Source organism: Mycolicibacter sinensis, assembly GCF_001667375.1.
Taxonomy (GTDB): Bacteria; Actinomycetota; Actinomycetes; order Mycobacteriales; family Mycobacteriaceae; genus Mycobacterium; species Mycobacterium sinense_A.
The window spans coordinates 1-22,898 of sequence record NZ_LZIN01000051.1; the positions used below are offsets into that span (position 1 = coordinate 1).

Annotated in this window: 22 protein-coding genes and 1 pseudogene; 15 read left to right on the forward strand and 8 right to left on the reverse strand. The window is 68.1% G+C overall.

Translation table 11 applies throughout. The features are described 5' to 3' along the window. Window positions 1-985 (reverse strand): PPE family protein (locus A5771_RS09890; RefSeq protein WP_109401089.1); only part of this gene is annotated, 985 nt, incomplete at its 3' end. Between the two features lie 25 nt (window positions 986-1,010). After that, complete coding sequence (locus A5771_RS09895; protein ID WP_064855046.1) at window positions 1,011-1,310, reverse strand: PE family protein; 300 nt, start codon at window positions 1,308-1,310, stop codon at window positions 1,011-1,013. Between the two features lie 596 nt (window positions 1,311-1,906). Here A5771_RS09895 and A5771_RS09900 point away from each other — a divergent pair. The 11 genes from A5771_RS09900 to pth all read left to right on the forward strand — a co-directional run bounded on the left by A5771_RS09900 (window position 1,907) and on the right by pth (window position 11,105). Continuing rightward, window positions 1,907-2,581 (forward strand): TetR/AcrR family transcriptional regulator, encoded by a 675-nt coding sequence (locus A5771_RS09900; RefSeq protein WP_064855047.1) that lies wholly within the window; start codon window positions 1,907-1,909, stop codon window positions 2,579-2,581. 831 nt (window positions 2,582-3,412) lie between these two features. Next, window positions 3,413-3,913 (forward strand): PAS domain S-box protein, encoded by a 501-nt coding sequence (locus A5771_RS09905; RefSeq protein WP_082947162.1) that lies wholly within the window; start codon window positions 3,413-3,415, stop codon window positions 3,911-3,913. 154 nt (window positions 3,914-4,067) lie between these two features. Beyond that, window positions 4,068-4,793, forward strand: coding sequence for a GAF and ANTAR domain-containing protein (locus tag A5771_RS09910; protein WP_064855048.1), 726 nt, complete (start codon window positions 4,068-4,070; stop codon window positions 4,791-4,793). Window positions 4,794-4,933: 140 nt separating this feature from the next. After that, the gene (glmU, locus tag A5771_RS09915; protein WP_064855063.1) at window positions 4,934-6,403 is read left to right on the forward strand and encodes a bifunctional UDP-N-acetylglucosamine diphosphorylase/glucosamine-1-phosphate N-acetyltransferase GlmU; all 1,470 of its coding nucleotides are present in this window, start codon (window positions 4,934-4,936) and stop codon (window positions 6,401-6,403) included. Between the two features lie 109 nt (window positions 6,404-6,512). Continuing rightward, window positions 6,513-7,493, forward strand: a complete 981-nt coding sequence (locus A5771_RS09920; RefSeq protein WP_064855049.1) for a ribose-phosphate diphosphokinase — start codon at window positions 6,513-6,515, stop codon at window positions 7,491-7,493. Further along, window positions 7,494-7,838 (forward strand): arsenate reductase (glutaredoxin), encoded by a 345-nt coding sequence (arsC, locus tag A5771_RS09925; protein ID WP_064855050.1) that lies wholly within the window; start codon window positions 7,494-7,496, stop codon window positions 7,836-7,838. It abuts the gene before it with no gap. Further along, on the forward strand, window positions 7,835-8,491 hold the full coding sequence (locus A5771_RS09930) for an LpqN/LpqT family lipoprotein (RefSeq protein WP_082947163.1): 657 nt from the start codon (window positions 7,835-7,837) through the stop codon (window positions 8,489-8,491). The genes arsC and A5771_RS09930 overlap by 4 nt, the downstream gene beginning before the upstream one ends. Before the next feature lie 58 nt (window positions 8,492-8,549). Continuing rightward, window positions 8,550-8,912 (forward strand): heme-binding protein, encoded by a 363-nt coding sequence (locus A5771_RS09935; RefSeq protein ID WP_064855051.1) that lies wholly within the window; start codon window positions 8,550-8,552, stop codon window positions 8,910-8,912. Between the two features lie 38 nt (window positions 8,913-8,950). Continuing rightward, window positions 8,951-9,736: an SDR family NAD(P)-dependent oxidoreductase gene (locus tag A5771_RS09940; RefSeq protein WP_428844400.1), complete on the forward strand. Its 786-nt coding sequence runs from the start codon at window positions 8,951-8,953 to the stop codon at window positions 9,734-9,736. Between the two features lie 136 nt (window positions 9,737-9,872). Further along, window positions 9,873-10,508, forward strand: coding sequence for a 50S ribosomal protein L25/general stress protein Ctc (locus A5771_RS09945; RefSeq protein WP_064855052.1), 636 nt, complete (start codon window positions 9,873-9,875; stop codon window positions 10,506-10,508). Window positions 10,509-10,520: 12 nt separating this feature from the next. Then, complete coding sequence (gene pth, locus A5771_RS09950; RefSeq protein WP_064855053.1) at window positions 10,521-11,105, forward strand: aminoacyl-tRNA hydrolase; 585 nt, start codon at window positions 10,521-10,523, stop codon at window positions 11,103-11,105. Window positions 11,106-11,196: 91 nt separating this feature from the next. Here the strand turns inward: pth and A5771_RS09955 are convergent, their stop codons facing one another. From A5771_RS09955 to A5771_RS09965, 3 genes are all read right to left on the reverse strand, one after another. Then, a complete protein-coding gene (locus A5771_RS09955; RefSeq protein WP_064855054.1) occupies window positions 11,197-12,831 on the reverse strand; it encodes a fatty acyl-AMP ligase in 1,635 nt (544 codons plus the stop codon). Between the two features lie 251 nt (window positions 12,832-13,082). Continuing rightward, complete coding sequence (locus A5771_RS09960; protein WP_064855055.1) at window positions 13,083-14,045, reverse strand: 4-(cytidine 5'-diphospho)-2-C-methyl-D-erythritol kinase; 963 nt, start codon at window positions 14,043-14,045, stop codon at window positions 13,083-13,085. Between the two features lie 35 nt (window positions 14,046-14,080). Further along, a complete protein-coding gene (locus A5771_RS09965) occupies window positions 14,081-15,559 on the reverse strand; it encodes a PE-PPE domain-containing protein (RefSeq protein ID WP_064855056.1) in 1,479 nt (492 codons plus the stop codon). Window positions 15,560-15,722: 163 nt separating this feature from the next. Between A5771_RS09965 and A5771_RS09970 the strand changes: the two genes are divergently transcribed. Then, window positions 15,723-16,553, forward strand: a complete 831-nt coding sequence (locus tag A5771_RS09970; RefSeq protein ID WP_064855057.1) for a serine/threonine-protein kinase — start codon at window positions 15,723-15,725, stop codon at window positions 16,551-16,553. Here A5771_RS09970 and rsmA read toward each other — a convergent pair. The 3 genes from rsmA to A5771_RS09985 all read right to left on the reverse strand — a co-directional run bounded on the left by rsmA (window position 16,508) and on the right by A5771_RS09985 (window position 19,479). Then, the gene (rsmA, locus tag A5771_RS09975; RefSeq protein WP_064855058.1) at window positions 16,508-17,419 is read right to left on the reverse strand and encodes a 16S rRNA (adenine(1518)-N(6)/adenine(1519)-N(6))-dimethyltransferase RsmA; all 912 of its coding nucleotides are present in this window, start codon (window positions 17,417-17,419) and stop codon (window positions 16,508-16,510) included. The genes A5771_RS09970 and rsmA overlap by 46 nt on opposite strands. After that, entirely contained in the window at window positions 17,392-18,510 is a 1,119-nt protein-coding gene (locus A5771_RS09980; protein WP_064855059.1) for a resuscitation-promoting factor, read from the reverse strand. Before A5771_RS09980 ends, rsmA begins: the two co-directional genes overlap by 28 nt. Window positions 18,511-18,630: 120 nt before the next feature. Continuing rightward, window positions 18,631-19,479 (reverse strand): TatD family hydrolase, encoded by an 849-nt coding sequence (locus A5771_RS09985; protein ID WP_207545423.1) that lies wholly within the window; start codon window positions 19,477-19,479, stop codon window positions 18,631-18,633. 18 nt (window positions 19,480-19,497) lie between these two features. On the opposite strand from A5771_RS09985, the gene metG reads away from it, so the two are divergent. From metG to A5771_RS10000, 3 genes and pseudogenes are all read left to right on the forward strand, one after another. Continuing rightward, window positions 19,498-21,039 carry a methionine--tRNA ligase gene (metG, locus tag A5771_RS09990; protein ID WP_064855060.1) on the forward strand — a complete coding sequence of 514 codons (1,542 nt, stop codon included), beginning with the start codon at window positions 19,498-19,500 and terminating at the stop codon, window positions 21,037-21,039. Window positions 21,040-21,206: 167 nt separating this feature from the next. After that, a complete protein-coding gene (locus tag A5771_RS09995; protein ID WP_064855061.1) occupies window positions 21,207-22,370 on the forward strand; it encodes an NAD(P)/FAD-dependent oxidoreductase in 1,164 nt (387 codons plus the stop codon). After that, a pseudogene (locus A5771_RS10000) lies at window positions 22,370-22,898 on the forward strand (sigma-70 family RNA polymerase sigma factor); the annotation flags it as partial. The gene A5771_RS09995 and the pseudogene A5771_RS10000, both read left to right, overlap by 1 nt.

Below are 22,898 nucleotides of genomic sequence, written 5' to 3' on the forward strand. Positions count from 1 at the left end.
CAGCCATTCCCCCCAGGGACCCCGCCGCCATGCCCGGCATCGCGGCAATACCCGGCAAGCCAGCGATGGGCGACAGGCCGGCGATCGGCGCGGCGGCTGACGCGCCCGCGGAGGTCAGAGCCATATTCATCGGGGTCGCCATGAGCGGCCCCAGTGCGTTGGCCCCCATAAACATGCCGAACAGCCCGGGAAGGAAGCCGTACTGAGAAGCCATGCTCTGCATGAGACTTGAGGGGTCGATCGAGCCGAAGAGGCCACCGCCGGTGGGCGTCGGCGTGGGCGCGGGCGTGGGCGTGGGCGTCGGTGCCGGCGCCGCAGCGAGGCCGGTCGGGGAGGTACCCGGTGATGCGAAGCTGTTCAGCAAAGAGGTGATCAGCTGCGATATGGATCCCTGCCCGGTCCCGGCCGAGGTCCCGGAGGCCTGCGCGGTCGCTGCAGCCTGGTTACCAACGCCGGCCGGGCTGGTCGTGGTCGGCGGCGGCGTGAACGGCGTCAGGGTCGATGCGGCCGCCGAGTCTCCGGCGTAGCCGTACATCGCGGTGGCGTCCTGGGCCCACATTTCCATGTAGTGCGCCTCGGTGACCATGATCGCCGGGGTGTTCTGGCCCAGGATGTTCGTCGCGATCAGGCTGGCCTGCAGAACGCGGTTGGCGGCGATCACCGGCGGTGGCACCGTCATGGCGAACGCCGCCGCGTGGGCGGCCGCCGCTGCCTTCGCGTGCAGGCCGGTCTGCTCGGCTTGCGCGGCCGTGTCGTTCAGCCACGCCACATAGGGCGCAGCAGCAGCCGCCATCGAGGTCGACGAGGGACCCACCCATGCCTCGCTGGTCAGATCGGATATCGCCGTCGAGTAGGCGGCCGCCGCCGACTGCAACTCCGCGGCCAGCGAATCCCACGAGGAGGCCGCCGCAAGCATCGGGCCAGACCCCGGACCGGCATACATGCGTGCGGAGTTGACTTCTGGCGGCAAAGCCGCGAAATCCATGGCCATGGCTACACCTGCTGCCGCTTTAGCCGGTCGCAACCGCGTTGGCGGCCTCAGTGACCGCATACGAACCGGCGCTGACACCCAGCGTGTTCACGAACATCTCGTGGATTGCGGCGGCTTGGGCGCTCACCGCTTGATACATCTGCGCGTGAGCCGCAAACTGTGCCGCCGTCAGCGCGGATACTTCGTCGGCAGCCGCCGGCACCACCCCGGTGGTGGGGGCGGCCGCGGCCGCATTACTCGCCGTTACCGAAGAGCCGACAGCCTGGAGGGTGCTAGCTGTCAACGCCAACGTATCCGGCTGTGCAGTTACGAAGGACATGTGCTTCTCCTCACGCTTCCCCTGGGCTTGACCGGCCGGTGCCGCCTTGGGGGGCCACGTCGCACATCACGACGGTTCCGCCCCACCGACTGCGATCCGACAGTGGACAAACCGATTCATTGCGTGAGGGCGATATTACGTACCTTTCGAATGATGTCTAGAGTAGTCGATTACCTAAAGCCTTCCCGCCGGTGACGTCAGGGGACACCCGTCGACGCCCCCCGCGCAAGGGCGTCACCCCCTCCTGCCACGCGGTTCGCTCGGCCTACAAGCCGCCGCGCCTCGCCGCGAGCGTCGCCGAGCGGGCAAACGCACAGTTCGGCCAGCCTGAATGCCTGGCACCTAACGATCCCTAACATTCAACAAGTATGATTTGAGATCTAATGAGTTACTATGAGTATGTTTACGGGAGGACGATGTGCTTGGATGGTCGAACAGCATCGTGGCGAGTACTCAACCTGGGCGCCGGTCCGTGTCGCCAGCCGTAGCCCTCAAAACCGCCCGATAGCGTTTCCAGCCATGCAGGTGGCGAAGCCGGCGACCGCGAGGCCGCGCCGCGATTACTCTTCACCGGGTGCACGGCGTGAGGTCCGACCGTGACCGGTCCGCCCGACAAGCAGGCGGACGCGACGCGCTATGAGGTCCTGCGTGCCGCATCGCACCAGTTCGCGATGCGTGCCTACCACCAAGTCGGCCTCGATGACATTCTGGCGGAAGCCGAATTAACCAAGGGCGCACTGTATTTCCACTTCCACTCCAAGCATGCCCTGGCGTTGGCGGTGATCAACGAGCAGATCGGCAACTACATCGCGGTGATCGAGGACCTCGTCGCCCGCCGACTTTCCGGGCTTGAGACCCTCGTCGACTCCTTCTACCTCATCGCCGTCGAGGACCTCACGGAGGACGCCGCCAGAGCGAGCCTGCATCTACTCGAGTCGGTCGGCCGATTCGAGGGCCTGCAGGTTCAGTTACTCGGGCGCTGGATGGACTGGCTCGCCTCCATCGCCACACGCGCTACCACCGAGGGCGACATCGTTGAACAGTGCGACCCGCAAGACATCGCCCGCATGTTCATGGCGTTGTATGCGGGCCTGCGCCAGACCGGCAATCTGGACGACCCAGAACAGTTCCTCCTCGAGCTGGAGAGGATCTGGATCGTCGTGTTGGGCGGCATCATACATCCGGGTCGGACCGAGTATTTTCACCAATTCATCCGGCGACGCACTGCCCTGGCGATCAACAAGACGTCAGCTCCCCGCAGTCTCAGCTGACGGGCCCACCGCTGGTCAGACTCGTCACCGACACAGTGACCAAGGTGCGGCTCCGGGCGACGGGCATAAGCGGGATGCCTTGGCCGCCAAAACGTCTCGAAAGCGTCCCAACCGCCATCACCTGACTAGTGCGCGGGAACGTCTGTTGGACAAGCCATTTTAGAACTGCGCGGCCTGCTCGCCGGCGCGTGGGCACACCCGCACCGGTTCTTGTTCTGGCGCGTCGACTCGAGCATGCGACTCCAACACCCCCGGCCCGCCACCGCTGATTCGCCGTCAGAAAACGTCTTTCACAACTCATTCGTGGCCGCAGAACTCCTCACCTTCAACTCAGCGGCCGCAGCCACTCGCCGATTTGCCTCAGCCTCAGAATGATTCAGCGGATCGGCGTTTCATGTATGCGCCCACTGGATAGACGGCAATGACCACTCGAGCCGGGCGTACAGCCTCCCGAGGGCGACCTCCGGGAGGGTCTCGATCCGCTCGAGGCCAGCGAGTGGCTCATCGGCGAAACCTATGGTGCGCAAGTGGTTGGGCTAAATAACGTCGGACAACGATCTAATTTGCGCGATAGGCAGATGCCGGGCATCGGGATTCGCTGACGCGGTCGAAACGGAAACCGAAAACCATTGCGTCGAGCCGGGGCGGCGCGGTAATTTGAGCATCGCTACCCAGGCCCCCGGTCGGCGACGGATGTGCAGGGATGGCGGGGGCGGCCTTATGGTTCAATTTCTCACACACTGGCCCAAGGGGACTGCGCATCGAGTGCGGTGGCGGCGAACTCCTCTACTCATCGCAGGGTCAGCCCCGGGAGTAGTTGCCCAATATGCGTTGGAGTCGCCCCGGCTGACGGCGCTCGATCCCACCGGATGGGTTCGGGACCGGCCGCACCAGACCAGCCGCCGCAACGGCCAGCCTGGCAACGGGCGCGAGCGCTGGCACCTGCACAGCCGGCGGGGATTACGGACCCCAGCGGAACGGCTGAAGGAGCTGCCGGCGCTGGTCCTGCTCGAACGGATGCCGGTTCCCGCGCTTGCGGTCGGCCGTGACGGCGCCATCCTCTTTGCGAACCCGGCAGTCGCGGCATTGCTCGGCTTCACCACCCAAGCGCTGATGTCGATGACCTTGCCGAACATCATTGTCGATGTGCCGGCGGCCTATCCGATGACAGCCCTCGGCGAATGCCAGTCCCGCATCATTGGATTCACCCATGCGGACGGCTGGACCGTACGAACAAGAATGAGCAGATCGGTCCTATGGCCGGCCGACGATTCAGTCTTCTTGGCGACGCTCGACGATCTGACTGAAAGTCTGTGGACCAGCGAGCCTTAGCCGACCGGTGGTGGTCCGAAATGCAGACCGAGCGGACTCCTTCGCGGCAGGCATTGGCGTCCTCGGACGTCGGCCGGAGAATATCGGTCACCGCTTGGCTAGGCGGTCAAACAAATCCCTTTCCGGTAAAATCCGTTCCGGGGTGGGGGTGCGTATGACGTATTGCGAACGCCTGGCGCAGGCATTCGTCCGCTTGGCAGACAGCTTGGTCGCCGATTACGACGCGGCTCAATTGGCGCAGCGACTCAGCGACAGCTGCTTGTCATTGTTGCCGGTCGCAGCGGCCGGCATCATGCTCTGCGACACCAGCGGCAGGCTGAATGCGTTGGCCGTCAGCGGCGAACAGAGCAGGCTTCTGGAATTGCTGCAACGGGAGACTGACAACGGCCCATGGGCACATGCATTCCGCACGGGCGAGCCGTTCTTCGTCGACGATCTCACAGTGGAGCAATCGCGCTGGCCGGCATTCGGCGCACTCAGGATGGAATACGACTTCCGCGCGGTGGCCGCACTGCCGCTCCGACTTCGTGACGAACGCATCGGTGTCCTGAACCTATTCGCCTCACAAGCGGGCCCCATGTCGGACACCGATATAGCGGTGGCTCAGGCCTTGGCGGACGTGGCGACCACCGGCCTGGTACATCAACGGATGTTGATGCATTCGGAACTGATCAATCAACAGTTGCAGACAGCGCTGAACTCTCGAGTGGTTATCGAGCAGGCCAAGGGGGTTCTGGCCGAACGCGGCCATATCGACATCGCGCGGGCCTTCACACTCTTGCGCGCACATGCCCGCCGCACTAATCAGCGTCTGACCGAACTCGCTCACGCCGTGGTCGACGGCGCCGACACAGTCGCTATATTCGACCAGGCAATCTAACGTCGACGACGTCAGGACCGCCGTCCCCCCGGGGGGGATCGACCGCGCCTGCGACGCTTCCGCGGGAGCACACGGATAATGACACGCTGAGCGGCGCGTCGGCGAACACAGACTCACGGCGGACAGCCGGGGGAGGCTTGATGGCTAACCACGTCGAATCGGCGGTCCTGGTCCTGGCGGCCGGCGCCGGAACCCGGATGGTCTCCGACACCCCCAAGGTGCTGCACACCCTGGGCGGGCGCAGCATGCTGTCGCACTGCCTGCGCGCGGCCGCCGGGATCAACCCCCGTCATCTTGTGGTGGTGTTGGGCCACGCTCACGAACGCATCGCCGGCCCGGTCGCCGAGCTGGCGCAGGCCCTGGGCTGCCGCATCGACATCGCCTTGCAAGACCAACAGCTCGGCACCGGGCACGCGGTGTTGTGCGGCCTGTCGGCGCTGCCGGAGGACTTCGCGGGCACCGTCGTCGTGACCTCCGCCGACATCCCGCTGCTGGACACCGCCACTTTGGCGACGCTGGTCGACACCCACCACAGTGCCCGAGCCGCGGTCACCGTACTGACCACCACAATGGCCGACCCCACCGGTTACGGGCGCATCCTGCGAAATCCGGACGGCGGTGGGGTGACCGCGATCGTCGAACAGTCCGACGCCACCGAATCGCAGCGCGAGATCCGCGAGGTCAACGCCGGGGTGTACGCCTTCGACATCACGCCACTGCGTTCGGCGCTGGGCCGGCTGCGCTCGGACAACGCCCAGCACGAGCTGTACCTGACCGACGTGATCGGCATCGTGCGCGGGGACGGCCAGGCAGTGCACGCCCGGCACGTCGACGACGCCGCCCTGGTCGCCGGCGTCAACGACCGGGTGCAGCTGGCCGCGGTGGCCGCCGAACTCAACCGCCGGCTCATCGCCGCCCATCAACGCGCCGGTGTCACGGTCGTCGACCCCGCCACCACCTGGATCGACGTGGAGGTGACCATCGGACGTGACACCACCGTCGCACCCGGAACCCAGCTGCTCGGCACCACCGGGATCGGGGCGCACTGCGAGATCGGGCCGGACACCACCCTGACCGACGTCACGGTGGGCGACGGCGCCTCGGTGAGCCGCAGCCACGCCGCCTCCTCGTCGATCGGAGCCGGGGCGACGGTCGGACCGTTCAGCTATCTGCGGCCCGGTACCGCACTGGGCTCCGACGCCAAGCTGGGGGCGTTCGTCGAGACCAAGAACTCCACCATCGGCACCGGGACCAAGGTCCCGCACCTGACCTACGTCGGCGACGCCGACATCGGCGAGCACTCCAACATCGGCGCGTCCAGCGTGTTCGTCAACTACGACGGCCAGAACAAGCGGCGGACCACGGTCGGCTCCCACGTGCGCACCGGCTCGGACACCATGTTCGTCGCGCCGGTCAGCATCGGCGACGGCGCCTACACCGGCGCAGGCACCGTGGTGCGCGACGACGTGCCGCCGGGCGCGTTGGCGGTCTCGGCCGGCCCGCAGCGCAACATCGAGAACTGGGTGCAGCACAAGCGCCCCGGCAGCCCCGCCGCCGAGGCGGCCGAGAAGGCCCAGGCGCGCGGCGACCAAGCCGGCGGTTCAGCGTGAGGTTGGTCGCGTTGGGGCAACCCGAGGCGAAATCAGACGCCGGGCTACGTACCATAGGGCCCGAGTTAACTCGACCAATTTCCCAGATCTCCAACGGCGGGGGCAGCGCGTGAGCCACGAGTGGACAGACAACCGCAAGAACCTGATGCTCTTCGCTGGTCGCTCGCACCCGGAGTTGGCTGATCAGGTCGCCAAAGAGCTGGACGTCCCGGTCACCGCGCAGACCGCCCGCGACTTTGCCAACGGCGAGATCTTCGTGCGGTTCGAGGAGTCGGTTCGCGGCTGCGACGCCTTCGTGCTGCAGTCCCATCCGGCGCCGCTGAACCAGTGGCTGATGGAACAGCTGATCATGATCGACGCGCTCAAGCGGGGCAGCGCCAAGCGGATCACCGCGATCCTGCCGTTCTACCCCTATGCCCGCCAGGACAAGAAGCACCGGGGCCGCGAGCCGATCTCGGCTCGCCTGGTGGCCGACCTGCTCAAGACCGCCGGCGCCGACCGGATCGTCACCGTGGACCTGCACACCGACCAGATCCAGGGTTTTTTCGACGGCCCGGTCGACCACATGCGCGCCCAGCCGCTGCTGATCGGCTACATCAGGGAGAACTACAGCGACTCCGACATGGTGGTGGTCTCCCCCGACTCCGGCCGGGTGCGCATCGCCGAGAAGTGGGCGGACTCGCTAGGTGGCGTTCCACTTGCTTTCATCCATAAGACCCGCGACCCGCTGGTACCCAACCGGGTGAAGTCCAACCGCGTCGTCGGTGAGGTGCAAGGGAAGACCTGCGTGCTGATCGACGACATGATCGACACCGGCGGCACCATCGCGGCGGCGGTGAAGCTGCTGCATGAGGACGGCGCCAAGGACGTCGTCATCGCGGCCACCCACGGGGTGCTGTCCGAGCCGGCCGCCGAGCGGCTGGCGGACTCCGGTGCCTGCGAGGTGATCGTCACCAACACCTTGCCGATCACCGCGGACAAGGTGTTTCCGCAGCTGACCGTGCTTTCGATCGCCCCGCTGCTGGCCAGTACGATCCGGGCGGTGTTCGAAAACGGCTCGGTGACCGGACTTTTCAACGGAGACGCCTGAATGACCGACGGGACCATCTACCACAACCCACGCTGCTCCACGTCACGCAAGACGCTGGAACTGCTGCGCGACAACGGCATTGAGCCGACGATCGTGGAGTACCTGAAGAACCCGCCGTCCCGTGCAGAGCTGGCGGAGATGATCAGCGCCGCGGGCATCGGTGTGCGCGACGCGGTGCGCACCGGCGAGGCGGTGTATGCCGAATTGAACCTGGCTGATGCCTCTGACGACGAACTGCTCGACGCGATGGCCGCTCACCCCATTCTGATCCAGCGGCCGTTCGTCGTCACCGACAACGGGACCCGGCTAGCCCGCCCGATTGACGCGGTCCGCGAGATCCTGTGACCCGCCGGGCGGCCCTGGCGTGCACCGCAGCGCTGGCGTGCGCGGCACTGGCAGCGGCGGCCGGTTGCGGTACTAAAACGCCGGACTACCAATCGATTTGGGACAACGGCACCACCACCACGTCGGAGGAACCGCAGGCCCCGGTGACGGTCGGACGTTACCTGGAGGACCAGGGGGTCGCCGCCGAGGCGGTGACCCCCAACGCACTGAGCGACCTGACCGTGGCGATCCCGACGCCACCGGGCTGGACCAAGAAGGAGAGCCCCACGTTGCCGAAGACCACGCTGGTCATCGGCAAGGGCGAGACGTTTCCGCGGGCGATCCTGAGCGCGGTCAAGCTCGACGGCAACTTCGATGCGCACGAGGCCATCAAGCATGGTGTGGTCGACGCCCAACTGTCGCCGAAGTTCCGGCTGCTGGACGCCTCCAACGAGGACTACCAGGGCTTCCCGTCGTCGATGGTGCAGGGCACCTACGAGATGAACGGTCAGCGCCTGCACAGCTGGTTCCGGATGGTGATGGCCACCGGCTCGGCACCGGCCAACCAGCGCTACCTGGTGCAGTTGGCGATCACCGGCCTTCACGAGGAGGCGCCCAAACAGGCCGCCGACGTCGAGGCGATCATGAACGGGTTCACCGTCGCCGCGAAGTGACCCCCACGGCGTCTGCGGCTGCTAACGTGCAGCAGGCCGGCTGAAAGGGAGTTTTGCCATGGCCCGTGCCCCCATCCGTTGGACGTGTGGTGTCGGCGTGTCCGCACTCGCCGTAGGCCTATGGGCGCCGTCGGCGGCGATGGCCGACCCGCCGCCCGGGTGCACCGCCGCTGACCTCGCCGACGTGGCCGCCGGCGTCGCCGCGTCGACCTCCGGTTACCTGTTCGCCCATCCCGACGTCAACGCGTTCTACACCGGCCTGCACGACCGGCCCGGTGAGGAGGTGCCCGACGCCGTTCGCGATTACTTCGACAACAATCCGCAGGCCCACGCCGACTTGCTCGGCATCCGCCGGCCGCTGGTCGATTTCCGCAGCCGCTGCGGACTGCCCGAGACCGATTCCCCCCTGCTGGGGCAGTGATGCCCCGCCGGATCTGCGCCGCCGCAGCGGCCTGACCTTTGGCGGTGTCGCGGACCGCCAGGGTGACGCCGGCTCCCGCCCGGGCCAGCTCGCGGGCGGTCACGGCGCCCAGTCCGCTGTTGGCACCGGTGACGATGACGGTGCGGGCCCTCGATCTGGCGGACCTGTCCTCGGTGCGGCGCTTCGCCGACGAGACGCCGGCGGTCGACGTGCTGATCAACAACGCCGGGATCATGGCGGTGCCCTACGCCACCACGGTCGACGGGTTCGAAAGCCAGATCGGCACCAACCATCTGGGCCACTTCGCGCTGACCAACCTGCTGTTGCCCAAGCTCACCGATCGGGTGGTGACGGTGTCGTCGTTCATGCACCGGATGGGCTACGTGAGCCTTAAAGACCTGAACTGGGAGTCGCGGCGGTATTCAGCCTGGCTGGCCTACGGCCAATCCAAGCTGGCCAATCTGTTGTTCACCAGCGAGCTGCAGCGCCGGCTGGTGGCGGCCGGCTCGCCGCTGCTGGCGCTGGCCGCCCACCCCGGGTATTCGAGCACCAACCTGCAAGGCCACACCGGCAATCGGATCGGCGATGCGCTGATGCGCACGATCGGCAACGGGCTGTTGGCCACCAGCCCCGATTTCGGCGCGCGCCAGACCCTGTACGCGGCCTCCCAGGATCTGTCCGGTAACACCTTTGTCGGGCCGCGTTTCGCCTTCCTCGGCCGCACCGGCTCGGTGGGCCGCAGCCTGCTCGCCAAGCGCGGCTCCACCGCCGCCGGGCTGTGGGAGCTGTCCGCCCAGCTCACCGGGGCGCAATTTCCGCTCTGAGGTGCTGGTGCGCTAGCCTGACCAGGCGTCACGGCGAGGGCGGCCGGTTCGGCCGCCGTTATCGGCGAGGACCTCCTAGGTGGTTGTCGCGATCTGGCCGTGCCCCATGCACGCCGCAGCAACCACAGGAGTAACGATGGCCAAGGCCCCGATCACCAACCAGCTCACCGTCGCGGTGCGTTCCGAGACCGGCAAGGGCGCATCTCGCCGGGCACGCCGTGACGGCAAGGTTCCCGCGGTGCTCTACGGCCACGGCACCGACCCGCAGCACCTGGAGCTGCCCGCCCACGACTACGCGGCCGTGCTGCGGAACGCCGGCACCAACGCGGTGCTCGTCCTCGATATCGACGGCAAGGAGCAGCTGGCGCTGACCAAGGCGCTGGACATCCACCCGATCCGTCGCACCATTCAGCACGCCGACCTGCTGGTCGTCAAGCGTGGCGAGAAGGTCATCGTCGAGGTCAACGTGGTTCTCGAGGGAGAATCGTTCCCCGGCACTCTGGTCACTTCGGACGCCACCGTGGTGGAGATCGAGGCCGAGGCGCTGTCGATTCCCGAGCAGCTGACCATCTCGATCGAGGGCGCCGAGGCCGGCACCCAGGTCACCGCCGGCGAGCTCGAGCTGCCCAAGGGCGTGACCCTGATCTCGGACCCCGAGCTGCTGCTGGTCAACGTGGTCGAGCCCAGGGTTGTCGAGGAGCCGTCGGAGGAAGAGGCGGGTGCGGAAGCTGTCGCCGAGGGCGGCGCGGCACCGGCCCCCGAGGCCGACTAGGCCGAGCACGACGTGGCCGAGTCACCGCCGGTACTGGTGGTCGGCCTGGGCAACCCGGGGCCGACCTACGCCCGCACCCGGCACAACGTGGGCTTCATGGTCGTCGACCTGCTCGCCGAGCGGATCGGCTCGGGGTTCAAGCTGCACAAGCGCTCCGGTGCCGAGGTGGCGACCGGGCGTCTGAGCGGACGCCCGGTGGTGCTGGCCCGCCCGCGCTGCTACATGAACGAGTCGGGCCGCCAGGTCGGTCCGCTGGCCAAGTTCTACTCGGTGCCGCCGGCCGGCCTGGTGGTGATCCACGACGATCTGGACTTGGACTTCGGCCGGATCCGGCTCAAGCAAGGCGGCGGCGAAGGCGGCCACAACGGGCTGCGTTCCATCGCAACGGTGTTGGGCAGCAAGGACTTTCAGCGGGTTCGCTGGGGAATCGGCCGGCCGCCCGGGCGCCAGGACCCGGCGGCGTTCGTGCTGCAGGCGTTCGGTTCCCGTGAGCGCGAGGAGGTGCCGACGATCTGTGAGCAGGCCGCCGACGCCACCGAGTTATTGATCCAATTGGGCTTGGAGCCGGCACAGAACGTCGTGCACGCCTGGGGTTAGTGGCTGGCCCAGCTTGCTCCGGCGGGGTGCGTGTCGGTACGCAAAAGACCGGCGCGTCGCGTACAAAAACCCTTCTCGCGGGAAAAAGCCCCTAGGTGACCAGGGCGACGGAGTTGGCCCGGCGCAACTTGCCCGACGGGGTCTTGGGGATACTGCCCGGCCCCAGCACCACTACATTGCGGGGCCGCATGTCGACCTCGGTGACCACCTCGTGGGCCACCTGATGTTCGATCCGACGCACCTCAGCGGGATCCTGCCAGGCGTTGGATTCCACCGCGACCGCGAACGTCTCGCGGGAGTGCCCGGCGTCCAGGCGCACCGCTACCGCGCAGCCCGGGCGCACGCCATCGACCCGGCCGGCGGCCCGCTCGATGTCGGTCGGGTAGATGTTGCGGCCGGCCATGATGATGACGTCCTTGACCCGGCCGCAGACCACCACGTGGCCGTTCTCCATCTGGTAGCCCAGGTCGCCGGTGTCGTACCAGCCGTGCTCGTCCTGTGCCGGCAGGAAGCCCGCCATGGTCAGGTAACCCGGGGTCACCGGCTCACCGCGCAGCTGGATCACGCCGACCCCGCGCGGCGGCAGCGAGTTGCCGTGCTCGTCGACGATCCGGATCTCGATGCCCTTCAGCAGCGGCCCCAGTGAGGCCAGCCGCCGGGTGTTGCCCTTGGTGGCCGGCACCGCGCGGCGCAGCGCGGCCAGCAGGTCGGCGTCGATCTCGTCGACCACCAGGCCCGCGCCGCACTTGGAAAACGACACCGCCAGCACCGTTTCGGCCATGCCGTAGGCCGGCAGGATGGCCTCCGGCTTCAAGCCGAACGGCTTACCGGCGTCGATCAGGTCCTCAACGTCGGCGGGCTCGACCGGCTCGGCGCCCGACAGCGCGAACCGCAGCGTGGACAGGTCGAACTGTCCCGGCGTGGCCTGCTTGCGCAGCCGCTTGGCGAACAGCGCATAGGCGAAGTTGGGGGCCGCGGTCATGGTGCCCTTGTACTTGTCGATCAGCTTGGCCCACAGCAGCGTGTCGCGCAGGAAGTCCATCGGGGTGATCTTGACCAGCTCGGCACCGAAGTACATCGGCACGGTCAGGAAGCCGATCATGCCCATGTCGTGGAAGCACGGCAGCCAGCTGACCATGACGTCCTTCTCGACGTCGTACTCGGCGCTGATGAACATCGCCTCGGCGTTGGAGTAGATGTTGCGGTGGGTGATCTGCACGGCTTTGGGCGAACCCGTCGAACCCGATGTCAGCTGCATCAGCGCCAGATCGTCCTCACCGGCTTCTTCCGGATCGATCGGGTCGGCGGCCAGCAGCTCGGCGACGGTCAGGACCTTCAGGCCCTTCTCCTGCAGCACCGGCATCGCGGCCAGGAACGGCTCGGAGATGATCACCGCCTTGGCGTCGATCATGTCGACGACGGTCATGGTGTCTTCGGCCCAGACCGCCAGGTCGGTGCGCGGGGTGGGCTGGTGCAGCATGGTCAGGCTGGCGGCGCGGATCCACACGCCCTGCGCGGTGGGGGCGATTTCGACAGGGGCGCCGGCCAGCACTCCGACCGCATCGCCCGGTCCGACGCCGGCCGCGGCCAGTCCACCGGCGATGCGACGGGCGCGCTCGTGAACTTCGGCCCAGGTGTGCCGGACCGGCTCGTGCGGTTCACCGGTGACCATGCCCTTGGTGGATTCGCGTGCGCTGCGGAACATGTTGTCGGTAAACCTGCTCACGACGGCCTCCTAGCCGGCACCGGTACTTTGCCAACGGGCTGAAATTTCATGTTCCACCTGCTGGAGACCACTTCGCGAGAGGCGCGCGCACACAAATCGGTGGCGTTTGCATCTCGAAACCGTAATGGGCGGCCCACCAGATCGGCGGGCCTCTGGTTGGCAGGGATGTCCTGACCGCAACTAGTCACCGCGCTGTATCTTAAACTCCTCTTAATCGAGGGGCAAATCCTGGCGCCGGATTGGGGCCGCCGTCACACTCCGGTCACCGACGAGGGCACCACCCGGGCCCCGTAGACCGGGCCGTTGGCCACCCGTACCGCGCGGCCCGCACCGAGCGCGGCCAGTTCGACGGCCACGTCGGCCGCCGAGGCGCCCGAGGCGCACAGGAACGCGCACGTCGGCCCGGATCCGGTCACGATGCCCGACAGCGCACCGGCCTCCACGCCGGCACGCAGCGTACGCCGCAACGCGGGATTGAGGCTGACCGCCGGCGCCTGCAGGTCATTGCCGAGCAGTCCGGCCAGCCGCTGCGGATCGCCGGCGGCCAACGCCGCCAGCACCGGCTCGGACTCGCCCAGCTCCGGCAGGGTCCGCCCGGTGTCGCGCAGTCGGTCCAGTTCGGCGAAGACGGCGGGCGTGGACAGGCCGGCGTCGGCGAAGACCAGTACCCAGTGGAACGTCTCCCGGGTGAGCACCGTGGCCAGTTCCTCGCCGCGGCCGGTGCCCAGGGCGGTGCCGCCGTGCAGAGCGAACGGCACATCGCTGCCCAGCCGGGCGGCCAGCGCGTGCAGGTCGCGTCGCGGCACGCCCAGCTCCCAGAGCACGTTCATCCCGACCAGCACCGCCGCGGCGTCGGCGCTGCCACCGGCCATGCCGCCGGCCACCGGGATGGATTTGTCGATGGTGATCGCCACATCGGGGGCCCGGCCGACGTGCTCGGCCATCAGCTCAGCGGCCTGCCAGGCCAGGTTGCGCTCATCGGTAGGCAGCACGTCAGCGCCCTCGCCGGTGATCCGCAGCGACAGCACGTCGGCGTCGCGCACGGTCACCTCGTCGACCAGCGAAACGGCGTGGAACACGGTGGTCAGCTCGTGGTAGCCGTCATCGCGGCGGTCGCCGACGGCCAGGTAGAGGTTGAGCTTGCCCGGCACGCGCACGGTGACCGACCCGGTCGGGGACCACTCGGTGGCGGCGTTTCCGTCGGATGCGGTCACGCCGATGAGACTAGCGGGTGCATCCGGGTGGTCGGCTATCCGAACAGGTCGGCGAAGTCGGCCTGGATCGAGCTCAGCGCACTGCTCATCACCATGAACTCGAAGCCGGCGGCCATGGTGACCAACCCGGTGCTGGCCGCCAGCGGCAGCCCGATCGCGTTGAGCAGGTCACCGGAGGCCAGCTCTTGGGCGAACAGCGTCGCGGCGTAGGCCGGCAGGGTGGTGACCAAGGAGTTGATAATGTCGGCGGTCGGCAGCAGCGTGCTGTACAAGGTCGCGCTGGCACTGGTGAACGCGTTGACGATGTCGGTCAGGCTGGGCATGACAAACTCCGCATTGCCCGTGCCCAAATCCCACAAGTCCGCCGCACTGCCCGACGAGAGGTTCTGCAGGTCCTCGGTGAAGTCGGTCCACCCCTGCTGCGCGCCGTTGACCAGGGCGGTGAACACGTCTTGAATGCTGACGTCGGGGAACACCCCGAACGGGGTGGACACATCGGCCGGCCCCTGCGACCAGCCGTGCTCGATGTCCCCGTAACCGAGGTTGACCAGCACCCGCAGGCTCGGCTGCAGCAGGTCGGCGATCGCGTTGCCGAATCCGCTGCCACGCAACGGCTGCAGCAGCGGCAGATCCTCGGTGGGGATCATGAAGTACCGCGTGTTGCCGGCGTAGTCGTCGCTGACCGGCAGCTCGATGGCCGACGCCAGCTGGGCGTCGGTCAGCGTCGGGTAGGTGCCGTGCACATACATGATGCCCATGAAGGCGTTGAGGTCCGAGATGAAGTTCAGCGGGTACTTGGGGAAGTCTGCGAAGCCGTCGTACTCCTGGGTGTAAAACGCGGTCTCCCAGGGGGTGTCGGCCGGGGTGCCGCCGCTGAACGTGACGCCCAGGCTGGGCAGCGACAGCTCCGGCAGGTTCGGGTTGATGCTGGTCAGGTCGAAGCGGGACAGCAGCCCGCCATCGGGGGTGCTGGGGCTGCCCAGCATCACGAAGGACAGTTGGTCGGCGCCCGGCCGCTGATCCTCGGGCAGGCTCAGCAGCTGCTTGATCTCCAGCGCGTTGATGACACCACTCTGCGAATAACCCAGCACCACAAGGTTATTGCCGGCGGCGGTCTCTTCCATGATCTTCTGGTGCAGGATCTGGACACCCTGGTCCAGCGAGGTGTCCAGGGGCAGCGACTTCACACCGGTGAGCGGGTAGAGACCTTCCGGGGTGAACAGCGGGTTGGTGCGGTCCACCGGGAACAGCGGCTGGCCGGCGAACTTGGGCGTCGCCGGGTCCAGGAACCGCTCGGTGAGGGCCGTCAGGTATTGCGGCGGCGGGATCGGCAGACCGCTCCCGCCCATGATCCAGGACTCGGTGTCCAGCAAGGTTGCCTGGGCCACCACGGTTCTCGCATTCGCGGCCACTCCGGGCGCCACCGCGGGCGCTGCCCCGAGCGCGAGGATGCCGGCGACGGCCAGCGGCACGGCGCCCAGCGCGCGCAGGTCGGGCCGGGACAGCGTGGTCATGGCGAACCTCCCCAGGTTGACGACGGGATGATTATCACTCAGTACCAGCAAAATGTCATTTATTTATGGCTTTCCGATCATCTTCTTCTTAGTTTTATGCGTTCAGGGGTCGATCGGGGTGCTTCGAAGCCCAAGCCGGTGCCGTCGCCATAATCTGGTGCACATGGGTGAGGCCGGCGGGGACTTCGGCGGCTACCTGATCGGCCGGGCGGTCGGGCGCGGCGGGCACGCCACCGTGTATCGGGCTCATCATCCCGAGGACGACCCGGGCACGCCGGTGGCGCTGAAGATCCTCGACGAATCGCACCGCACCCCCGTGGAGCAGGCCCGGCTGGATCGCGAGTTCGAGTTCGCGCGCGTTTTGGACCACCCGAACGTCGTCACGGTCTACCGCCACGGGCCGTGCTGGCTGGCGATGCAGTTCGTCGACGGCGGCAAGTCGACCGGCCTGCAGACATTGCCGGATCAACTGGCCGCGCTGGCCCAGATCGCCGACGCCCTCGACTACGCCCACCACCGCGGCATCGTGCACTGCGACGTCAAACCCGCCAATATCCTGGTTCCCGCGGATTTCCCGCGTACCGGGGTGGTGCTAACCGACTTCGGCTCGGCCCATGCCGTCGTCGAGGACGTCTGGTCACGGCCCCGGAGACCGGGCAGTCCCGAGGTTTCACTGCCCTACACTGCGCCAGAGATCCTGTGCGGCAAAGCCCCCTCGGCCGCCACCGACGAATATGCGCTGGCCTGCACCGCGGTCGAGTTGCTCACCGGCGCGCCGCCCTTCCCCGCGGACAACGCGGCCGAACTGGTGGATGCGCACCTACGGCGGCTACCGCCGCCCGTCTCGGCGGCGTTCGGCCCGGCCGGCCGGGCCCTCGACGTGGTCGTCGAACGGGCGATGGCGAAACTGCCGGCGCGGCGCTATAACTCCTGCACCGAGTTCGTCGGTCAGCTGTCCCGGGTGCTGGCCACGCCGCCGGGTCCCGAAACCTGAAGCAGACGCACGAAATCGGCGATCGTCAGAGTCTCACCGCGCCGTGCCGGGTCGATCCCGGCCTCCTCCAGGAGCTGCGCGGACTGCGCACCCGATCCCGCCCACTCGGCCAACGCGTTGCGAATGGTCTTGCGGCGCTGGGCGAATGCGATGTCGATCAGCGTGAAGACCTGCCGGCGGAACGCGTCGTCGACCGGCCACGGCGCGGCGTCGTACCGGTCGATGCGCACCAGTCCGGAGTTCACCCGCGGCACCGGCCAGAACACGCTCGGCGGCACCGTGCCGCACCGGCGGACGTCTCCGAAGAACCGCGCCTTGGCGCTGGGCACCCCGTAGTCCTTGCCGCCCGGCTCGGCGGCGAGCCGCTCGGCCACCTCCAACTGCACCATCACCATCACGGTGCGGATGGAGGCGAATTCGGCCAGCAGGTGCAGCAGCGCCGGAACGGCGACGTTATAAGGCAGGTTCGCCACCACCGCGGTCGGTGCGGTGGCCAACTCGTCGCGGCGCAAGGTCAACACGTCGCGGCCCAGCACCGCCAGGCGGTCGGCGTCTGAGGGTGCGTGCTCGGCGACGGTCGCCGGCAGCCGCTGGGCCAGCGCCGGATCCTTCTCGACAGCGATGACCGACGGACCGTGCTCGAGCAGGGCCAGGGTCAGCGATCCGAGTCCGGGCCCGACTTCCAGAACGTGGTCGGCCGGTGTGATACCGGCGCCGGCGACGATCCGGCGCACGGTGTTGGCGTCGTGAACGAAGTTCTGGCCCAGCGCTTTACGGGGCCGCAGGCCGAGTTCGGACGCCAGGGCTCTGATGTCACCGGCCCCGAGCAGCCCGATGGTCAGCGTCTCCCGCTGCACACCGGCCAGGCGCCCCAGCCCTGCCGCGCCTGGGTAACCTCGGCGATCGCGATCTGCTCCTCGCGGGTGGCCATGTCGGCGCGCGGGGCATACTTCAGCCCGCCGTTGGCGATCCAGGTGCCGTAGTCGAACTGCACCCCGCCGTAGAAGCCGTTGCCGGTGTTGATCGCCCAGTTGCCGTGTGACTCACAGTTGGCGATGCGGTCCCACGCTGCGCCGTACACCGACTCCGGTACCTCGGTTCCCGGCTTCGCGCCGACTCGCAGCACCGAGTCGCGGGCCGGAGCCACCACGGCGTTGGACACCGGCAGCCGGCCGGTCTCGGCGCCGTTGACAGTGGCCACCGAGTAGGTCACGTCCTGGGTGCCCGGGGTGCCGGGGTCCTCCACGACCTGCCGGCTGATGTTCATCGCCGGGTCTTCGACGCGCCGCGCGGTCGGGGGCAGCGGCACTCGCTCGGTGACGTGGGTGACGCGGATGCGGGTCACCTGGATCTCCATGCCCTCGGTGACCGGGGTCGAGGCCGCGGGGCTGACCTTGTCGGCCTGTTCCAGCGGGGCGCCGTCGGCGGCCAGCAGCTCGCCGACATTGCGCGCGGCCAGGCGCACCGTGCGCACCACACCGCCGTCGTTGATCCGGACGTTCTTGGCGCTCAGCACCGGCAGCGCCATTCCCGCCAGCGGCACGCGGCTGCCGCGCGACGCCGCGGCCGGTGCGGTGTCGGTCATCGACAGCTGCGCCAGCGCCTCGTCGACGGACAACGCCGTCGTCCAGACCTGCTGGGGCTCGCGGCCGTCCAGGGACAGCTGCAGCGGCCGGCTGCGCCGCACCACAATGGTGTCGGCGTTCTGCACCCGGGCATCGCGCGCCGGGGTCACGGCGTCACGCTCGCCCAGGTCGAACCCGTTCTCGGCGACGACGTCGATCACCCGCGCCCGCATCGTGGTCACGGTCACCGGAGTGCCGTCGACGTCCAGGGTCACGGTCTTGGTACTGGCGACTGCGAAGCCGCCGGCGAAGGTCAGCACCAGCAAGAGCGCGCCGACCAGCATCCGCAGCATCGGCGAGGGGGCCTGATGCAGCCTGGTCAAAGAGTTCAAGGAACAAAAACCTCACGACGCTGAAGACATGGCAAAGGGGCCCTTGCGGTGCCCCGATTTATAACGAGACGGTAACGAACCCACCAGCGTCGGGCAACCGAATGTGACCTGCACGACGTTTCAGCGCAAGTCGTACACCCGACGGGCGTTGCGGCTCGTGGCCTGCGCCAGTTCAGCTGCCGACACTTCCAGCAGCTCAGCCAGCGCTCGGACAGTGTATGGCAGGCAGTAGGGCTCGTTGGGAGCGCCGCGGTAGGGGTGCGGGGTCAGAAACGGCGCATCGGTCTCCACCAGCAGCTGCTCTGCCGGGATCAGCGGAACCGCTTCGCGCAGGTCACGGGCATTTTTGAAGCTGACCGTGCCAGACAGGCTCAGCATCCAGCCGGCTTCGACGCAGGTGTGAGCCATCTCCGGACCGGACGAGAAACAGTGGAAGATCACCGTCTCGGGCGCGCCCTCGGCGCGCAATACGTCCAGCACGGCGGCGTCGGCGTCGCGATTGTGGATCATCAGCGGTTTGCCGGTGCGCTTGGCCAGGTCGATGTGCCAGGCGAAGGCGTCTTTCTGCGTCGCGGGATCGGCGCAGCCCTGCAGGCGGCCCGGCCAGTACAGGTCCATGCCGGTCTCGCCGATCGCCACCACCCGCGGGTGGGCGGCCAGCGCCTCGATCTCGGCGCGGGCGGCTTCGGTGAGCGTGTCCGCACGGGTGGGGTGCAGCGCCACGGCAGCGTAGACCCGCTCGTCGGCGTCGGCGGCCCGGGTCACCCAGCGCGCCGAGTCCAGGTCGTCGGCGACGGTCACCGCCGCCTGCACGCCGGCCGCGGCGGCCCGGTCCATGATCGCGCGCAGGCCGGCGTCATCGTCGGCGCCGCACGCATCCAGGTGGGTATGCGCGTCGACCAGCGGTGTCAGCGGTTCCGGCGCGGGCGGCGCTTGGCGTTCGGCTGACCGTTTGGAGCTCACCAGCACACCATAAGGTGGTGCGTGATGAAGCCCTTCTACGTCACCACCGCGATCACCTACCCCAACGGTGACCCGCACATCGGCCACGCCTACGAGTACATCGCCACCGACGCGATCGCCCGGTTCCACCGGCTCGACGGGTTCGACGTGCGGTATCTGACCGGAACCGACGAGCACGGGCTGAAGATGGCCGAGACCGCCGCGGCCGAAGGGATCCCGACGGCGGAGCTGGCACGGCGCAACTCCGATGTGTTTCAGCGCCTGCAGCGCAAGCTCAACATCTCCTTCGACCGGTTCATCCGCACCACCGACCCCGATCACCTGGAGGCGTCCAAGGCGATCTGGCAGCGCATGGTCGACGCCGGCGACATCTATCTGGACACCTACAGCGGCTGGTACTCGGTGCGCGACGAGCGGTTCTTCACCGATGGCGAAACCCGGGTGGCTGACGACGGCGTGCGGGTGGCGGCCGAGACCGGGGCGCCGCTGACCTGGACCGAGGAGCAGACCTACTTCTTCCGGCTGTCGGCCTACACCGAGCGGCTGCTGGCGCACTATGAGGCCAACCCGGGGTTCATCGCTCCGGAGGTGCGCCGCAACGAGGTGGTCAGCTTCGTCTCGGGCGGGCTGCGCGACCTGTCGATCTCGCGGACCTCGTTCGACTGGGGCGTGCCGGTGCCCGGCCACCCCGATCACGTGATGTACGTCTGGGTGGACGCCCTGACCAACTACTTGACCGGGGTCGGCTACCCCGACACCGACTCCGAGTCCTTCCGCCGGTACTGGCCGGCCGATCTGCACATGATCGGCAAGGACATCATCCGGTTCCACGCCGTGTACTGGCCGGCGTTTCTGATGTCGGCCGGAATTGAGCTGCCGCGCAAGGTTTTCGCGCACGGCTTCCTGCTCAACAGCGGCGAGAAGATGAGCAAGTCGGTGGGCAACGTGATCGACCCGGTCGAGTTCGTGGACCGGTTCGGCGTCGATCAGGTGCGGTATTTCCTGCTGCGGGAGATCCCGTTCGGCCAGGACGGCAGCATCTCCGAGGACGCGATGATCAGCCGCGTCAACGCGGACCTGGCCAACGAGCTGGGCAACCTGGCGCAGCGGTCGCTGTCGATGGTGGCCAAGAACCTCGGCGGGGTGGTGCCCTCGCCGGTGGCGCCAACCGCCGAGGACAACGAACTGTTGGCGCTGGCCGACGGGCTACTGGAGAAAGTGCGGGCGGCGTTCGGCGCCCAGGCCATGCACCTGGGGCTGGAAGCGATCTGGTTGATGCTGGGCGCGGCCAACCGGTATTTCTCCGCCAACGAGCCGTGGAAGCTGGCCAAGAGCGAGGCGGCATCCGATCAGGCCCGTTTCGGCACCGTTTTGTACACCACGCTCGAAGTGGTGCGCATCGCGGCGCTGCTGGTGCAGCCGGTGATGCCCGAATCGGCGGGCAAGCTGCTGGACCTGCTGGGCCAGCCGGGCGCGCAGCGGATGTTCACCGCGGTGGCCGAGCGGCTGACGCCGGGCCTGACGCTGCCGGCGCCGTCCGGGGTGTTCCCGCGCTACCAGAATTGAGCGCGAGCAGTCCCCCGCAAGCGGGAGGTACCCCCAGCGAAAGCCCCCTTTTCAGGCCTGAATTGGGGGCCTATATGTCTGCTCGCCGGTGAAACAGCTCACAGTGCGTCACAACTGGAACGGCTGCGGTGTCTTGAGGGCATAACCACGAGAGACAGGAGCACCTCATGACCCGCACCCGCGTCGTCATCATCGGCGGAGGCTACGCCGGCACCATGGCTGCCAACCGCCTGCTGGCCCAACCCGACATCGACGTCACTCTGGTCAATTCGCGCCCGGCGTTCGTCGAACGGATCCGGTTGCACCAGCACGTGGCCGGCACCTACCGGGCCGACCGGCAATACAGCGACCTGCTCGGCGACGGCGTCCGGCTGATGGTCGACACCGCCGACCGGATCGACGCTGCCGACCGCCGCGTTCGGCTGGCCTCCGGCACCACGCTGCGCTACGACTACCTCATCTACGCGGTGGGCAGTACCGGTGCAATCAGCACCGCGGTGCGCGGCGCCGCCGAATACGGCTATGCCATCAGCGAATTCGAGTCCGCCCAACGCCTGCTGACGCGCCTCGACGAACTGCCGCCGGACGCCCCGGTGACCGTGGTCGGCGGCGGCCTGACCGGAATCGAGGCAGCCTCCGAGTTTGCCGGGCAGGGCCGGTCGGTCACCCTGGTCTGCGGCGGAATCCTGGGTCCCTCACTGGGCGCCCCGGGCCGCCGCTCGGTGGCCAAGGCGCTGCGCAAGCTGGGCGTCACGGTCCTGGAAGCCGCCACCGTCGCCGAGGTGCGCGCCGGTGCCGTGGTGCTGCAGGATGCCGCTGTGCTGCCCAGCGCAGCGACGGTGTGGACGGCCGGCTTCGGCGTCCCGGACCTGGCCGCCCGCAGCGGGCTGGCCACCGACGCACTGGGCCGCCTACTCACCGATGAGACGCTGATCAGCATCGACAATCCGTGGATCGTGGCGGCCGGGGATGCGGTGGCACCGGCGTGCCGGCCGCTGCGGATGAGCTGCCAGGCCGCGATTCCGCTGGGTGCCCAGGCCGCCGACACCGTGCTGGCCCGCATCGCCGGCACCCCGGCCACTGCCCTGGATCAGGCGTTCACCGGGCAGTGCATCAGCGTCGGCCGCCAATCGGCCACCATCCAGCTGGCCCGTCGCGACGACACCCCGGTCAAGGCATTCGTCGGCGGCCGGTTGGCCGCGGTGATCAAGGAGGCCATCTGCAAAGCCACCGTGTGGGGGATTCGCCGCGAGGGGGCCAAGCCCGGCTCGTACCGTTGGCTCAAGGGCGGCACCCGGCCGGCCTCGACGCCACAGGAGGCGGCGGTGTGATGGGCGCTGATCAAACCCAGCGATTCACCGAACTGCGGCCGCTGCTGTTCACCATCGCCTACGAAATCCTCGGGTCGGCAACCGAATCCGACGACGTGCTGCAGGACAGCTACCTGCGGTGGGCGGAGGTGGATCTGGCGCAGGTCCGCGACGCCAAGTCGTATCTGGCCCAGCTGGTCACCCGCCAGGCGCTCAATGCGCTGCGAGCGGGTGCCCGGCGCCGCGAAGAGTACGTCGGCCCGTGGCTGCCCGAGCCGCTGCTGCTGGACGAACACGACCCGGCGGCCGACATGGTGCTCGCCGAATCGGTGTCGATGGCAATGCTGGTGGTGCTGGAGACACTCAGCCCCGACGAACGCGCGGTGTTCGTGCTGCGCGAGGTGTTCGGGTTCGACTACGACGAGATCGCCGCCGCGGGGGGGGCATCGCCCCCCCCCGCGGCGTCAGGTCGCCCATCGGGCCCGCGGCCACGTCCAGGCCCGGCGGCCGCGCTTCACCCCGGTGGACCCCCCCCCCCGCCCCCCCCCC